This window comes from Pseudomonas sp. BNK-15 (genome assembly GCF_047456105.1).
In the GTDB taxonomy this organism is placed as follows: domain Bacteria; phylum Pseudomonadota; class Gammaproteobacteria; order Pseudomonadales; family Pseudomonadaceae; genus Aquipseudomonas; species Aquipseudomonas putida_E.
The window spans coordinates 1,490,432-1,505,950 of the sequence record NZ_CP179898.1 but is presented as its reverse complement, the minus strand read 5'-3'; the positions used below and the strand labels follow the sequence as shown (position 1 = coordinate 1,505,950).

At 61.2% G+C, this 15,519-nt stretch carries 11 protein-coding genes, 1 tRNA gene and 2 pseudogenes; 4 read left to right on the top strand and 10 right to left on the bottom strand.

Features of this window, described 5'->3' with window-relative positions; genetic code table 11:
- Nucleotides 1-13 precede the first annotated feature (13 nt).
- Nucleotides 14-753 (top strand): annotated as a pseudogene (gene istB / locus ACMGF5_RS06880) (IS21-like element helper ATPase IstB).
- A 94-nt stretch (nt 754-847) separates the two neighbouring features.
- Here the strand turns inward: istB and ACMGF5_RS06875 are convergent.
- From ACMGF5_RS06875 to rpsU, 8 genes and pseudogenes are all read right to left on the bottom strand, one after another.
- A pseudogene (locus ACMGF5_RS06875) lies at nt 848-1,098 on the bottom strand (nuclease-related domain-containing protein); the annotation flags it as partial.
- Nucleotides 1,099-1,319: 221 nt separating this feature from the next.
- Nucleotides 1,320-2,654, bottom strand: coding sequence for a type II toxin-antitoxin system HipA family toxin (locus tag ACMGF5_RS06870; protein WP_414157666.1), 1,335 nt, complete (start codon nt 2,652-2,654; stop codon nt 1,320-1,322).
- Nucleotides 2,655-2,656: 2 nt separating this feature from the next.
- On the bottom strand, nt 2,657-2,917 hold the full coding sequence (locus ACMGF5_RS06865) for a helix-turn-helix transcriptional regulator (protein WP_414157665.1): 261 nt from the start codon (nt 2,915-2,917) through the stop codon (nt 2,657-2,659).
- 286 nt (nt 2,918-3,203) lie between these two features.
- Nucleotides 3,204-3,280: transfer RNA gene (locus ACMGF5_RS06860), tRNA-Ile, on the bottom strand.
- A 16-nt stretch (nt 3,281-3,296) separates the two neighbouring features.
- Nucleotides 3,297-7,040, bottom strand: a complete 3,744-nt coding sequence (locus ACMGF5_RS06855) for an EAL domain-containing protein (protein ID WP_046787565.1) — start codon at nt 7,038-7,040, stop codon at nt 3,297-3,299.
- A gap of 121 nt (nt 7,041-7,161) precedes the next feature.
- Nucleotides 7,162-9,012 carry an RNA polymerase sigma factor RpoD gene (gene rpoD / locus ACMGF5_RS06850; RefSeq protein ID WP_039603264.1) on the bottom strand — a complete coding sequence of 617 codons (1,851 nt, stop codon included), beginning with the start codon at nt 9,010-9,012 and terminating at the stop codon, nt 7,162-7,164.
- 67 nt (nt 9,013-9,079) lie between these two features.
- Nucleotides 9,080-11,062 carry a DNA primase gene (gene dnaG, locus ACMGF5_RS06845; RefSeq protein WP_281868866.1) on the bottom strand — a complete coding sequence of 661 codons (1,983 nt, stop codon included), beginning with the start codon at nt 11,060-11,062 and terminating at the stop codon, nt 9,080-9,082.
- 299 nt (nt 11,063-11,361) lie between these two features.
- On the bottom strand, nt 11,362-11,577 hold the full coding sequence (rpsU, locus tag ACMGF5_RS06840; RefSeq protein WP_003255575.1) for a 30S ribosomal protein S21: 216 nt from the start codon (nt 11,575-11,577) through the stop codon (nt 11,362-11,364).
- 204 nt (nt 11,578-11,781) lie between these two features.
- Here rpsU and tsaD point away from each other — a divergent pair, with 204 nt between their 5' ends.
- Nucleotides 11,782-12,807, top strand: coding sequence for a tRNA (adenosine(37)-N6)-threonylcarbamoyltransferase complex transferase subunit TsaD (tsaD, locus tag ACMGF5_RS06835; protein ID WP_012316572.1), 1,026 nt, complete (start codon nt 11,782-11,784; stop codon nt 12,805-12,807).
- Between the two features lie 16 nt (nt 12,808-12,823).
- Here tsaD and plsY read toward each other — a convergent pair whose 3' ends face one another.
- Entirely contained in the window at nt 12,824-13,393 is a 570-nt protein-coding gene (plsY, locus tag ACMGF5_RS06830; protein WP_012316571.1) for a glycerol-3-phosphate 1-O-acyltransferase PlsY, read from the bottom strand.
- A 74-nt stretch (nt 13,394-13,467) separates the two neighbouring features.
- Between plsY and folB the strand changes: the two genes are divergently transcribed.
- Both folB and folK read left to right on the top strand, forming a co-directional pair.
- Nucleotides 13,468-13,824 carry a dihydroneopterin aldolase gene (gene folB / locus ACMGF5_RS06825; RefSeq protein WP_009682799.1) on the top strand — a complete coding sequence of 119 codons (357 nt, stop codon included), beginning with the start codon at nt 13,468-13,470 and terminating at the stop codon, nt 13,822-13,824.
- Nucleotides 13,815-14,324 (top strand): 2-amino-4-hydroxy-6-hydroxymethyldihydropteridine diphosphokinase, encoded by a 510-nt coding sequence (gene folK, locus ACMGF5_RS06820; RefSeq protein ID WP_039602169.1) that lies wholly within the window; start codon nt 13,815-13,817, stop codon nt 14,322-14,324. Before folB ends, folK begins: the two co-directional genes overlap by 10 nt.
- A 56-nt stretch (nt 14,325-14,380) precedes the next feature.
- Here the strand turns inward: folK and ACMGF5_RS06815 are convergent, their stop codons facing one another.
- Complete coding sequence (locus tag ACMGF5_RS06815) at nt 14,381-15,493, bottom strand: multifunctional CCA addition/repair protein (protein ID WP_115273035.1); 1,113 nt, start codon at nt 15,491-15,493, stop codon at nt 14,381-14,383.
- Between the last annotated feature and the right edge of the window lie 26 nt (nt 15,494-15,519).

Here is a 15,519-nt window from a genome sequence, read left to right as displayed (position 1 = left end):
AAGGAGCACCAATATGCTGCCCAACCCGACCCTCGACAAGCTACAAACCCTGCGCCTGCACGGCATGATCAAGGCGCTTGGCGAACAACACGCAACGCCTGACATCAACGACCTCAGCTTCGACGAACGCCTCGGCCTGATAGTCGACCGCGAGCTGACCGAGCGTGAAGATGCGCGCCTGAGTACGCGTCTCAAAGCCGCCCGACTACGCCACAACGCCTGCCTGGAAGACATCGACTACCGCAGCCCGCGTGGCCTGGACAAGGCGCTGATCCTGCAACTGGGCAGCGGCCAGTGGCTGCGCGACGGCCTGAACCTGATCATCGGCGGCCCAACCGGCGTAGGCAAAACCTGGCCCACAAGGCCTGCCGCGATGGCTACAGCGTGCGTTACCTGCGTCTGCCGCGCTTGATGGAAGAGCTGGGCCTAGCCCACGGCGATGGGCGCTTCGCGAAACTGATGGCGGGTTATGCCAAGACCGACTTGCTGATCCTGGATGACTGGGGCCTGGCGCCGTTTACCGCCGCACAACGGCGCGACATGCTCGAACTGCTGGACGACCGCTACGGCAACCGCTCGACGCTGGTGACCAGCCAGATGCCGGTAGACAAATGGCACGCACTGATCGGCGATCCGACCTTGGGCGACGCGATCCTCGATCGGCTGGTGCACAACGCTTACCGGATCGAACTGAAGGGCGAATCGATGCGCAGGCGCGCAACGAAATTGACGACGACAGGGGCTTCAGACTAACAATGCAAACCTGCGTCGCTGCGCTCCGACTGCCTGTCCGAATGAGCGTGGAACGAGTGTCCGGATGTTCGTGGGCTGAGTGTCCGAATGGCGTGGAATCCGCAATCCAGCCGCTCATGTTCTTCGTTTCCAGCACGAGATGCCGTAGGGCGAAAGGAATATGTGGTCGATCTGCGTGGTGCCGTCGGGTGTGCTCAGGGTGACGTTGTGCAGGCGGCGGTGGGTCTGCTGATCCAGCTGCCAATGGGTAAACAGTCGCACCAGGAGTTCGCCAATATGGCCCTTGTTCCAGGGCGATTTAAGTAGACCGATCAACAGTGCTGCTGGAGTAAACCAGATCAGCATGCTTTAGACTTGCGCAATGACGGGGGTGAATTCCATTTTCCAACCTTCAGCAATCCTGAGTTAACCAAATAGTACCGAAATCTGGCGTAAAGGCGCGATGATATTTATTGGCCGTATTCGGCTCATTTCGTGAGTCGAATAGTTAAGGCCAATCAGCTCACTGTGGCGTCTTAGCGCACAGCTTCGGGGGGATCTGCAGCCATTGGCCCTGCGCCATGAATTCAGCGCTTCTTTGCCAGCAACTCAGAGCGGCCAATCACCTCTCGGCTGCATTCTGGTTTGCGCGGCCCGGAGAAGCCGGCGTCTTCAATGGCGGTATCCAAGCCGCGAAAGTGCGGGGCGGCTTTGGGGCTGCGCAATGTCTCCATTCCCTCGTTCCAGGCATGCACCATGTGTTTGGCCACATCGCGCCAGGCAGGCTCGTTTTTCGCGGCTTCGATCACTTCTCTACCGACCGCTACGGCGGACTCGCATAGTTGCTCGACCATGGTGGCATACTGGCGCGGTGGAATACCTAGGACGGCTTTGAAAAAGGTTTCCAGCGAACGGCCCGGTGTCCAGGTTTGTCTGCCGCTTACGGACAGGCCAGGTGGGTTGCTGGCGAAGCGCGGGTAGGCCTGAGTGGTCACCAGGTCATAGGCCGGAGTAAAGGCCACGTCAGCACGCGAGGTGTAAAACAGCGCGATGTTCTTCGCGTGGCAATCAGCATTGCGTACCACGTAGTTGGTCAGCAGCTGCCAGCCTAGATGCTCGCGTTGCGTCTGCAGACGATCAGCGGGGATATAGGCCCGCGTGGCCTTCCACACCCGCTCGGTGGTGGGGGCGTACTTTTCATGTGGTGGTAAACCAAGCAGCCCACAGGCGTCTTCGACTCCGTAGCGGGGGATGCCGTGCGCGTCCACGTCGAAGCGATCCACTACCAGGACTTTGCCGTCTTCTGACATACGACAGGTGGCGACAGGCACGACATTCAGCCGGGCCAGTACGCGCATGGTGTAGAACTCGTTGAAGCCTAGAAAAGGGGTCGTGTCGTCGGATCCCTTGATGATGTGCGAACCGGTGCGCAGTGTCGGTTTACCCAGCGGCTCCCGAGGTTCGGCGGCGTCGCTGGAGATGAACTTTGGCACGACCCCCGACACGGCTACCCGCGCGTATTGCCGCACCAGTGCGGCAAAGCGTTCGTTGGTGTTTTCTGCCTTGAGTAGGTGTTCTATCTCGAGCGGGGCGATCTCGACGCCAGGCTGGACGCCTTCAGGCGTCACTGAGACTCTGCCGATGCCGGTGCCACCCACGACGCCCAGCAGCGACAGGTCGGTGCCATCAAGCAGCGGGCCGAACTCTTCGCGGATAACGCCCAGTAAATACCCTTCGGGCAGGTTCTGGCGGAAAAACGGGAACAGGTCACGGGGCCAGCGCCATGCTTCTTCGCGAACCGGCATAGTCAGGCTGACGAAGTCTTCCGCTGCGCTGCCTGGCAGGTATTTCAGCACGTATTCATCGCGCTCCCGATAGAGCTTGGCCACCAGCCTTGAGCTGACGTGGACATCGAGAATCATGCTCACGCGCTCCCTGACCGCTGCTCGCTGAGGATGTCTTCAACAGTGCGCTGGTGTCCGGCTTTGACTAGCTTCAGGTCGTAGCCGGCCGCTTCCAGCAGGCGAACCAGCACTGAAACACTCATATCGCCTTTGGCCAGTGTTTCCATACGTGCCACGGTCGTGCGCGAGACGCCGGCACGTCCGGCCAGCGCTTCCTGGCTCAGCTTCGCCTCACCACGCGCCTGTTTCAGCATTTTGGAGACATCGTAGAGAGAAGTCATTTGTAGCCCTTGGGCATCAAAAATAGGTGTAATGCTGAAAAATGTAGCCCGTAAGCTACATTCGAACAAGTGTCGCCGGGACAAATTTTGTAGCTCATAGGCTACATAGTGCGTGGGTCAGCGTGATTTTGTGGCTCAGGGGCTACAAGGACACAGGTATTGCTCAGCATCTGCATCGGTTTCCGGTGCTGTTAGCTTTTGCGCGCCCTACCTCACAGCCCTGGCGTGCTATTTCCTTCTGCGCACAGCGGACATGAAAAAGCCGCGCAATGCGCGGCTTTGAAGGTGGTGGGCCCACACGGACTCGAACCGTGGACCAAAGGATTATGAGTCCTCTGCTCTAACCAACTGAGCTATAGGCCCTCAGTAAGTGCCCGGATTATAACGAGGGTTTCGAAAGCGTGCCATCCGAAAGATCGGTTAGTGCTATGCGAAGAAACGCCGCTGCAAAATCATCTGGTGGCAGCGGCAGGCTGACGATATAGCCCTGGATCTGTTCACAACCTTCGGCGGCCAGGAACCGTTGCTGCGCCTGGTTCTCCACGCCTTCGGCAATGATGGTCAACTGCATGCTACGCCCCAGCGCGATGATGGCGCGGGCGATGGCTGCATCGTGCGGGTCGTCCGGCAAGCCGCGGATGAACGACTTGTCGATCTTGAGGATGTCCAGTGGCAGGCGCTTGAGGTAGCTCAGGGATGAGTAACCGGTGCCGAAATCATCGATTGCCAATTGCACACCCAGCTGCTTTAGCTGGTGCAGCACGGCCAGGGCTTCTTCGGCCTGGCTCATGATGAAGTTTTCGGTAATTTCCAGCTGCAGGTCGCCTGCCTTCAGTTGGTAGGTCTTGAGCAACTGCTCGATGCGCTTGGCCAGGCCATGGTGGCGCAGCTGCGCCCCGGCGAGGTTTATCGACAGCGGGCCGAAGGCCTGGTAGTGCTTCTTCCAATGGTGCATCTGCCGGCAGGCCTGCTCCAGCACCCAGTCGCCGAGCTGCAGGATGGTGCCATTCTCTTCGGCGAGGTGGATGAAGTGCTCTGGCGGCACCTCGCCGAAGCTGGGGTGGCTCCAGCGGATCAGCGCTTCGGCGCCAACCAGGGTCTGGGTCTTGAGGCTGAACTTGGGCTGGTAGCACAGGCTCATTTCGTTGCGTTCTATGGCGCGGCGCAGCTCGTGCTCCAGGGCAATACGTTCGCTGGCCTGGGCTGTGAGGTCACGGGTGTAGGCTTCGACACGGTTGCGGCCTTTGGCCTTGGAGCGGTACATGGCGGCGTCGGCGTTGCGGATCAGTGTGGCAACGTCGGTGCCGTCCTGGGGATAGAGGCTGATGCCGATACTCGCGCTGGTGAAAAACTCGTGTTCGCCGGCCTGGAAGGGGGCGCTGAAGCAGGACAGCAGTTTGTTGGCGATGGCGCTGGCGTCACTGGGTTTGTGCAGGCCGGGCAGCAGGATGATGAACTCGTCACCACCCAGGCGCGCCACGGTGTCGACGTCGCGCACTTGCTCCTTGAGACGCTGGGCGATGCCCTTGAGCAGCAGGTCGCCGACCGGATGGCCGAGGCTGTCGTTGATGTGCTTGAAGCGATCAAGGTCAAGGAACAGCACAGCGCCCTGGCGGTTGGAGGCTTGCGGGCAGGTGAGCGCGGCCTGCAGGCGGTTTTCGAACAGCGCGCGGTTGGGCAGGCCGGTGAGCGGGTCGTGGTGAGCCTGGTAGTCGAGCTTGGCCTGAGCGTGCTTGAGGCTGGAGATGTCGGCAAACACGGCGACAAAGTGGGTGATCTCGCGGTCGCTATTGCGCACCGCGCTGATGGTCAGCCAGCCCGGGTAAAGTTCGCCATTTTTGCGTTTGTTGTAGATCTCGCCCTGCCAATGGCCTTCGGCTGTGAGCTGATGCCACATGGCGGCGTAAAAGGCGCTGTCATGCTGACCGGAGGCAAGCAGGCGCGGAGTCTGGCCCAGGGCTTCGGTCTCGTTGTAGCCGGTGATTTCGCTGAACGCACGGTTTACCGCGCTGATGCGCTGGTCGATATCGGTGATCAGCACGCCTTCGGCGGTGTTTTCGAACACGGTGGCGGCCAGTTGCAGTTTTTCCTGCATCAGGTGGCGCTCGGTGATGTCACGGGCGATGGTCAGCATGCAGTCGACGCCGGCAATCGGTAGTGGCCGTGCGGACAGCTCGCAAAGGCGTATCTGCCCGTCGCTGCGGCGGATATGGCAGCTGAAATCGCGCACAAAACCATCGTGGGAGAGTTGAGCGATCAGGCGTTTACGTTCGTTGAGGTCGACCCAGATGCCCAGGTCGAAAGACGTCTGGTCCAGGGCAGGATCGAGGTCATAGCCGGTCAGCCGGCAGAAGCCCTCGTTGACCTCGATCAGCAGGCCATCGCTCTGGCGCGACAGCAGCAGGCCGTCCGGAGACGCGTGGAAGGCCTTGGCGAATTTCTCTTCGGAGGTTTGCAGTTGCTGCTGGGTTTCTTTCAGTTGGCTGATGTCGCGAACCGCCACGACGAAAGCCAGGGTGCCATCCAGCTCGAAGGTTTCGGCAGAGGTCAGGCCCGTGAACAATTGGCCATTGCTGCGACGGAAGCTCATTTCCAGGTTGCGGATACCTCCCTGGTGCAGGCGCTCGAGCAGCAATGGCCCGGCACCTTGCGCACCCCACAGGTTCAGCTCTGTAGCGGTGCGGCCGACCACCTGACCTGGGGTCAGGCCGATCTGCTCCTCGAAAGCTTCGTTGACCTCCAGCAGGCACCCATCACTGTGGCGCGCAATCAACAGGATGTCGGGGCATTGCTGGAATACCGAAGCGAACTTCTGCTCCGACAGGCGCAGGGCGTCTTCAGTGCGCTTGGTTTCACTGATGTCGATCATCAGCCCGCGCATCACAGGCCGGTGGCCGTGCTCGATCATGCTGACGATGTTGCGCACCCAGAGTGAATGGCCATCGGCACGCATCACCCTGTAATCGAGGCTGTGGTCGCGCCCGGCTGCTGTTTCACTTTCGCAGTAGGCCTGGGCCCAGAGTGCGTCCTCCGGGTGCAGGATACTGCGCCAGAAGCCTGGTTTGAGCCATTCATGCAAAGGGTAGCCAAGCAGGTCTTCGGCATGGGGTGAGACGTAGCTATAGGTGAAGTCATTGGCGTCAGCTTCCCAGGCGATGGCTGAGAGGCTTTCGATCAGCCCGCGGTAGTGGTACTCGCTGCTGCGCAGTTCCTGTTCCAGGGCAATGCGCCTGGATATTTCCGAGCTGAGGCGGCGGTTGATGCGGATCACCACGGCCAGGATGGCGATCAGCAAAAGGACGCCGGGCAGCCCGTACATGAGCATGTCATTCCAGAACGTGCGTTGATCGACCACATTGCCGACCCAGCGTTGCTGGATCTGCCTGATCTCGTCACTCGACATGTCGGCCATGACCTTGTCGAGGATGCCGACCAGGACCTTCTTGTCGCGCGGTGCGGCCATGGCCAGCTGATAGCGATAGGGCGTTTCGCCGCTGACATAAAGGCCGTCCAGCTTTAGCTGGCGCAGGCTCCAGATGCTCGAGGCGAGGTCACCGACCACAGCATCCACCTCATCGGTGGCCAGTGCCTGCAAGGTCGAGCTGACATTGGGCATGGCGACCAGGTTGAGATCTGGATGGTGGGTACGCAGCAGTTCGTGTGGAGCGTAATTCTCCACCACAGCGATTTTCAGGCCGTACAGGTCCTTCAGTGTGCGGGGTTGCTGGCCGCCTTCATGGGCCAGGATGACGATGGGGAAATCCAGATAAGGGCGTGTGAAAGCCAGGAAGCCCTGGCGTTCGGGGGTTGACATGACGCCGGGTAAAAGGTCGATGCGGCTTTCGCGCGCCTGTTCAAGTACCTCGGTCCAGGTGCTGGGTTCGACCGGCTTGAATGCCACGCCCAGACGGTCCTGGAGCATGGCGATGTAATCGGCGGCCAATCCCTGGTACCGGCCTTGCTGGTCACGAAATTCGAACGGTGGCCAGGAGGCGTCGACGCCCAGCTTCAACTGCGGGTGGGCAGCGAGCCAGGTTTTTTCCTCGTCTGTCAGGGTCAGGGCGCCGGCCGTTGTGTTCCACAGGATCAGGAGCAGCAACAGAATGGCCGGCATTGGCGGCATGGCAGCCTCGCATTCAGGTGGTCTGAATTCGAGTGTAGACGGGCAATCGCCGCGAAGGGTAGCTACTTGCCACGACCTTTTGTCACATAAGAAAAACCCCGGCCTGGGCCGGGGTTCGTCATCACTCGTCGAGGAAGGATCGCAGGTGCTCGCTGCGCGTCGGGTGGCGCAATTTGCGCAACGCCTTCGCTTCGATCTGACGGATCCGTTCACGGGTCACGTCGAACTGCTTGCCCACTTCTTCGAGGGTGTGGTCGGTGTTCATGTCGATACCGAAACGCATGCGCAGCACCTTGGCTTCGCGTGCGGTCAGGCCCGAAAGCACGTCGCGAGTCGCTTCCTTGAGGCTTTCGACCGTGGCCACGTCGATCGGGGACTGCATGGTCGAGTCCTCGATGAAGTCGCCCAGGTGCGAATCTTCATCGTCACCGATCGGGGTTTCCATGGAGATCGGCTCTTTGGCGATCTTCAAGACCTTGCGGATCTTGTCCTCAGGCATCTCCATACGCTCACCGAGCTCTTCCGGGGTCGGTTCGCGACCCATTTCCTGCAGCATCTGCCGGGAAATACGGTTGAGCTTGTTGATCGTCTCGATCATGTGCACCGGGATACGAATGGTGCGTGCCTGGTCGGCGATCGAGCGGGTAATCGCCTGACGAATCCACCAGGTGGCGTAGGTCGAGAACTTGTAACCGCGACGGTATTCGAACTTGTCCACCGCTTTCATCAGGCCGATGTTGCCTTCCTGAATCAGGTCGAGGAACTGCAGGCCGCGGTTGGTGTACTTCTTGGCGATGGAAATCACCAGACGCAGGTTCGCCTCGACCATTTCTTTCTTGGCGCGGCGAGCCTTGGCCTCACCGATGGACATGCGGCGGTTGATGTCCTTGATCTCGGCAACGGTCAGGCCGGTCTCGGTCTCAAGGTCGATCAACTTTTGCTGACAGGCGACGATGGCGGCGTCCTTTTCACCCAGGGCAGCAGCCCATTTGGTGTTGCGCTTGGCCAGGTCACCGCTCCAGGTCTGGTCGGTCTCGTTGCTCGGGAACAGGCGCAGGAAGTCGGCACGCGGCATGCGCGCATCACGTACGCACAGTTGCATGATGGCACGCTCTTGCTGACGCAGGCGGGCCAGGGCATCACGAACGCGCTCGACCAGCACCTCGAACTGCTTGGGCACCAGCTTGATCGGCATGAACAGATCGGCCAGGGCCTGCATTGCACCGATGCTCTCGGCGTGGCTGCGGCCATGCTTTTTCAGCACCTTGAGGGTGATGGCGAGCTGATCCGATACCGCGCCGAAACGCTGGGCTGCAACGACTGGGTCCGGACCGCTCTCGGTCTCTTCCTCATCGTCACTGCTATCGTCGCTTTCTTCCTCGTCGTCGGCCTCTTCCTTCGCGGCTGCGGCTTTGGCGCCAGGGATCGGCACTTCTTCGGTCGGAGCGGCGATATTGTCGTCAGGGTCGATGTAACCGCTGAGAACATCGGACAGACGGCCACCTTCGGTGGTGACGCGGTCGTATTCACCGAGGATGTAGTCAACTGTGCCCGGGAAGTGGGCAATAGCGCCCATCACTTCACGGATGCCTTCCTCGATACGCTTGGCGATTTCGATTTCGCCTTCGCGGGTCAGGAGCTCGACCGTACCCATTTCGCGCATGTACATGCGCACTGGGTCGGTCGTGCGGCCGATATCGGTTTCAACGGCCGCCAACGCAGCAGCGGCTTCTTCGGCCGCGGCTTCGTCGGTGTCGGCTTCCGCCAACAGAAGGGCATCCGCATCCGGAGCACTCTCGAATACGTTGATCCCCATGTCGTTGATCATGCGGATGATGTCTTCCACCTGTTCAGGATCTGAAATATCCTCAGGCAGGTGGTCGTTGACCTCCGCGTAAGTCAGGTAGCCCTGCTCACGACCGCGGGTGATCAATTCTTTGATACGAGACTGCTGTTGCGCTTTTCCGGACATAACACCCTATCCACTGAAGGTCTTGGCGGGCAAAAAACAAGCCGAGGATTATACCCGAGCATGGGCCTCACGCGCCAGATGAGGTCGGCGTTTGTGCGGGAACATTCCGGCTCAGCAGGGCGAGAAGCTGAGATTTTTCCTCGCTGCTCAACTCGCTTTGACGTGCTTTCCTGAGCAGATGTTCCAGGCTGCGCTCGCGTTGGCGGGCGGACAAGCTAGTTATAGTGTCGAAAAACTGTTGTTCAAGGTTGTCGGCCACGATCAGCCATTCCTTTTCTGCCAGGGCCCGCAGCAAGCGGCCCTGTTCAGTGCCGTGCCAGCGTGCGATCAGCTGCATTGAGCTTAGCCCAGGATTTTTCTGCGCGGCCTCGATCAGCGCCACCAGCAACTGGCTGTAGAGATGCTCTTCGTCGGCAAAGTGGCTGGCGTCCTCGACTTTGCCGGCCAGCAACGGGTGGTGCAGCAGCGTGCGCAAGGCCGCCAGGGTCGGGGGTTCCACCGGTGCCGGCGTGCGTGGCGGCGCTTCATCGCGCTGCTGCCACGGCTTGCTTCCCTTGCGGTTCTTGTCCCAGGGCTTGTCGCTCCACGGCTTCTTGCCGCCCCCCTTGTTCGGCTTCCACTGCTGCTCCTGCTGCGCCGGGGCGTAGTCGTGTTGCGGCATGTCGCCATAGTCGGGGGTGTAACTGGCCATGGCGTCGTAGTCGTAGCCAGGGTCATAGTCCGGCACGCTGTTGGCGGCAGGCGCCTGCTGGGCCAACTGCTCGACCTGCTGTGGATCAAGGCCGGTAATTTCCTTCAGGCGATTGCGCATCAGCTGGCGCAGGTTGGCGCCGGGGATTTTTTCGATCAACGGTGCAGCCAGGGTCGCCATGTGCGCCTTGCCTTCAAGCGAGCGCGGGTCGGCCTCGACGCTCAGTTGCTCGAAGAAATAGTCGGCCAGCGGCTGGGCGTGCTGGTTGATGCGCGCCATGAAGGCATCGGTGCCCTCTGCGCGTACCAGGCTGTCCGGGTCTTCGCCTTCGGGCAGGAACAGGAAGCGCGCACGGCGCCCGTCCTGCAGTGCCGAGAGGGTCGACTCCAGGGCGCGCCAGGCGGCCTTGCGCCCGGCCTGGTCGCCGTCGAAGCAGAACAGTACGCTGGGCACCACGCGAAACAGGCGCTTGAGGTGTTCTTCGCTGGTGGCGGTGCCGAGTGTGGCTACGGCGTTGCGCAGGCCTTGCTGGGCCAGGGCGATGACATCCATGTAACCCTCGACGACGATGATCTCGTCGAGGTTGCGGTTGTGCTTGCGCGCCTCATACAGCCCGTAAAGTTCCTGGCCCTTATGGAATACCGGGGTCTCCGGGGAGTTGAGGTACTTGGGCTTGTCGTCGCCCAGAACGCGGCCGCCAAAGGCGATGATGCGCCCGCGGCTGTCGCGTATCGGGAACATCACCCGGTCGCGGAAGCGGTCGTAGCGTTTGCCGCTTTCGGCGTTTTCGATCAGCAGGCCGGCGTCGATCATCACCTTCTGTTGCAGGGTGTCCGCGCCGAGGTGCTTGAGCAGGTTGTCCCAGCCAGGTGGTGCGAACCCCAGGCCGAAGTCACGGGCAATTTCGCCCGACAGGCCGCGGCCCTTGAGGTAGTCCACTGCGGCTTTGCGGGTCGGGTGGCTGCGCAGGGCCTGGCGGTAGAATTCCGAGGCTGCATCCAGCAGCGGGTAAAGCGGCGAGTCTGTAGGCTGTCGCGGCTTCTGGCCGCGACGGCCTTCCTCGCGGGGCACTTCCATGCCTGCGGCACGGGCCAGTTCCTCGACGGCCTGGGGGAAGTCCAGGTTGTCGTGGTCCATGACGAAGCCCAGGGCGTTGCCGCCTGCGCCGCAACCGAAGCAGTAATAGAACTGCTTGTCCGGGCTGACCGTGAAGGACGGGGTTTTCTCTTTGTGGAACGGGCAACAGGCAGAGTAGTTCTTGCCGGCCTTTTTCAGCTGGACGCGCGAACTCACCACGTCGACGATGTCGAGGCGGTTGATCAGGTCGTCAATGAAGCTTTGGGGAATCAGCCCGGCCATGGCAGTCTCGTCATCTGGCAACTGGCAAGTCTAAACGCTAGCGCGCCGTTAGGGGCAAGAGCTGCTAGGGGATGTGCGAGGGAATGTGTGCTCGTCGGTAGCCTCCAGGTAACCAGGGGCTCGTCAGTGAGGACGTGCACGACTGGTCGAAACCAGCTCTGACGTTTTGATGCGCTTTGCCCATTGCAGGTTGCGATGGACGCCTTGAACTAGCTGCTCAAGGTTGAAACAAACCGCTGCCATCGGCCCGGCGGTGAGCCGGGCAGGGCAGAAGCTTTGCGTAGAACGGCTGTACTGTATTAGTACAGACGAACGGCGCGGCGCTGTTCGCGCTGAACTTTCTTGGCGTGACGCTTAACAGCAGCAGCTGCTTTACGCTTACGCTCGGCGGTCGGCTTCTCGTAAAACTCGCGGCTACGAACTTCAGCCAGTACACCGGCTTTTTCGCAGGAGCGCTTGAAACGACGCAGAGCTACGTCGAAGGGTTCGTTCTCTTTAACTTTGACGGCTGGCATCCAGGGCTACCTTAATTCATTACCGGGGTAGACGTGCTCCTGGCAAAACAAAGGTGTGCTGGAGAACGTCGGTTTTCAAGGGTTGCGGATGTTAACCCTTAGCAAGCCGGAATGCAAAGCCTCTGATCGAAAACCGCTGGTCGGCACCCGGCACGGGGACTATCATGCGCGGCTTCGAAATCAGCCCCCACAAGGGACGAGCCCATGCTAGTACTGGGATTGGAAACATCCTGCGACGAAACCGGCGTCGCATTATACGACAGCGAACGCGGTTTGTTGGCCGACGCGCTGTTCAGCCAGATCGACCTGCACCGCGTGTTTGGCGGGGTGGTACCCGAGCTTGCCTCACGGGACCACGTCAAGCGCATGCTGCCCCTGATCCGCCAGGTGCTGGACGAGGCGGGCTGCGTGGCCACCGAGATCGACGCCATTGCCTACACCGCAGGCCCTGGCCTGGTCGGAGCGCTGCTGGTGGGTGCGTCCTGCGCCCAGGCTCTGGCTTTCGCATGGGATATTCCGGCGATCGGCGTGCACCATATGGAAGGCCATCTGTTGGCGCCCATGCTTGAGGAAAATCCTCCGCAGTTTCCGTTCGTCGCTTTGTTGGTGTCTGGGGGGCATACCCAGCTGGTTCGGGTCGATGGCATCGGCCAGTACGAGTTGCTGGGCGAGAGCCTGGATGATGCTGCTGGCGAAGCGTTCGACAAGACTGCCAAGCTGATCGGCCTCAATTACCCGGGTGGCCCGGAAATCGCTCGCCTGGCAGAACGGGGCGTACCGGGGCGTTTTGTGTTCCCGCGGCCGATGACCGACCGTCCGGGCCTGGCGTTCAGCTTCAGTGGCTTGAAGACCTTTGCCCTGAACACTTGGCAGCAGTGCCGCGATGCTGGTGACGACAACGAGCAAACCCGTTGCGACGTGTCCCTGGCGTTCCAGCAGGCTGTGGTGGAGACTCTGACCATCAAGTGCAAGCGCGCACTGAAGCAGACCGGCCTCAAGCGTCTGGTGATTGCCGGTGGCGTGAGCGCCAACAAGGCATTGCGTGCCTCCCTCGAGGACATGCTCGGCAGTATCAAAGGCAACGTGTACTACGCGCGTCCCCAATTCTGTACCGACAACGGCGCGATGATCGCCTATGCCGGTTGCCAGCGGCTGTTGGCCGGGCAGCAGCAGGACCTGGCGATCAGCGTGCAGGCGCGCTGGCCGATGGAGCAGTTGCCACCGTTGTAAGCCGCTTGCGTGTGCGTCAGAAGTGGCGTTCGCGCCCGGCGAACAGGTCGCGCAGGTTATTGCGGTGGCGCCAGACGATCATCACGGTCAGCACGCTGATCGGCAGCAGGGCCGCTGGCTCGCGCCAGGCCAGCAGTGGCAGGGTCAGCGGTGTGGCGATCAGCGCGGCCAGCGAGCTGGTGCGGGTAAGGTAGAACGTCAGCAGCCAGGCGGCGATGGCCAGTAGCGCGGCGGGGAAGTACAGGCCCATGAGCATGCCGGCCGCCGTGGCCACGCCCTTGCCGCCCTGGAAACGGAAGTACACTGGGAACAGGTGGCCGAGCACCGCGCAGACGCCTACCCAGGCCTGCTCTTGCAGGTCGAGCCCGGCCAGGCGTGCCAGCATTACGGGCAGCAAGCCCTTGCACAGGTCGCCAAGCAGGGTCAGGATCGCCATTTTGCGGCCCGCCAGGCGTAGCATGTTGGTGGCGCCGGCATTGCCCGAACCGCAGGAGCGCGGGTCCGGGCTGCCCGAAAGGCGGCTGAGGACGATGGCGAAGGACAGCGAGCCGAGCAGGTAGGCGAGCAGCGCCAGTAACCAAAACATGCTAACTATTCCGGGCGAGGACGCCCTGATTCTAACGGCGCCAGTCGCCCTTGTCGTGCTGTGGAGAGAAGTGCTTGGACAGAGTGTTCATCGAAGGCCTGGAAGTCGATACCGTCATCGGTGCCTATGACTGGGAACGGGATATTCGCCAGTGCCTGCGCCTGGACCTGAGTTTCGCCTGGGACAATCGCCCGGCAGCGGCTGGCGATGATCTGAACCTGGCGTTGGACTATGCCAGTGTTTCGGCGCGTATCCAGGCCTTTGCCGAGCAGGCGCGTTTCGAGCTGGTGGAGACGTTCGCCGAGCGGCTGGTCGCGGCCCTGATGGAAGAGTTCCACATCCCTTGGGTGCGGCTCAAGCTGACCAAGCCGGGTGCGGTCCCTGCGGCCCGAGGCGGTGTTGGCGTGGAGATCGAGCGCGGATGTCTCTGAGCACGGTTTACCTGGGCCTGGGCAGCAACATCGATCGCCATGCGCACCTGTGCGCAGGGCTCGATGCATTGGCGGCGATCCTCTGTGACATGCGTTGTTCTCCGGCGTTCGAAAGCCAGGCTGTGGGGATCAAGAGCGGCCCATTCATCAATTTCGTGGTGACGGGCAAGACCGACCTTGGGTTGATGGAGCTGGACCGCCGGCTCAAGTTCATCGAGGCTGACAATGGCCGCTACGCGCCCGACCGCAAGGGCCTGCCGCTGGATATCGATGTGCTGATGTATGACGATCTGCATGGCACGTTCGATGGGCTGGTGTTGCCCAGGGCCGAGATTCTGAAGAACGCGTTCGTGCTATGGCCGTTGGCGCTGCTGGCGCCTGAGCTGGTGCATCCGGGAGAGGGTAAGAGCATGGCCCGGTTGTGGCAGGAGGCTAATATCGACCAGGTGTTGGCGCCGGTCGCGTTTGAATGGCGCGGTTTGCAGCTTACCAGCGTCTGAGCCGGGGTGATCGCTGCTCGTACTGGCCCCTTCACGGGTAGGTACGAGCAGTTGGATCAGTTTTCGGCATTGGCCTTGTAGGCCTTCAGTGCCTCCAGGCGCTGATGCTTCAGCGCCTCCCCCAATGCCTGCCCGGTCAGCCCTGCTTCCACCAGGGGCTTCGCCTCTACCGCCCTGGCGGCCGCTGCCGCTGCGCGCAGGTAATCCGCCTGTGGATAAGCCTGTGCGCTTCCTTGGGCAACCATCTGGCACACGGAAATGAAATCCTCGAAGCGTTGTGGTCGCCGATACACGTCGAACTTCTGAAGCAATGCCAGCATGTCTTCTGGCTCCAGCTGCAAGGCCCTGTGGCCGTTGCTGGCGCATTCACCCACCAGCATGGCCAGTTCCTGGCATTCACGCGGCGCCTTGAAGCGCTGGTTGAGCGCTTTGATCGAGGCTGGCTCCAGGCTATGCAGCAGGCAGGCCCAGCGAATGTGCAGTGGCTGATGATGTTTGGCTGCTTGCGTCAGTGCCGCCAGCGCAGCCGCATCTCCCTCAAGCTCAGGCATCAGTTGTTTCAGTGCTGCACAGTCGCTCAGTACGTTGATGAACACCTGTGGCTCATCTTCCATCAGCGCTCGCTCGATCTCTTTCCAGCTGCGTTCAGCCGTCAGCGCCTGCAGTTCGCCAGAAGTCGCGATCTGCTTCATCAGCTCCAGTGTTTCATCGGCGACCCTGAACCCCAACGGCGCATAGCGTGCGGCAAAGCGGGCAACACGCAGTACGCGCAAGGGGTCTTCGGCGAATGCCGGGGACACATGGCGCAGAAGGCGTTGCTCAAGATCGGCCCGACCGTGAAAGGGGTCCAGAACGTTCCCCTGATCATCCTCGGCCATGGCATTGATGGTGAGGTCGCGACGGATCAGGTCTTCTTCGAGGGTCACCTCGGGGCTGGCGTGGAAGGTAAAACCGCCATACCCGCGCCCGCTCTTGCGCTCGGTACGCGCCAGGGCATATTCCTCGCCCGTCTTTGGGTGCAGGAAAACCGGGAAGTCAGCGCCAACCGGGCGAAAGCCCTTGGCGTTCATTTCTTCGACGCTGGCACCCACCACCAGCCAATCGATGTCACTGACCGGGCGCCCGAGCAGGCGGTCGCGCACGGCGCCGCCGACTTTGTAGATTTGCATGTGCAGCCTCCATTACTGCCCACAGG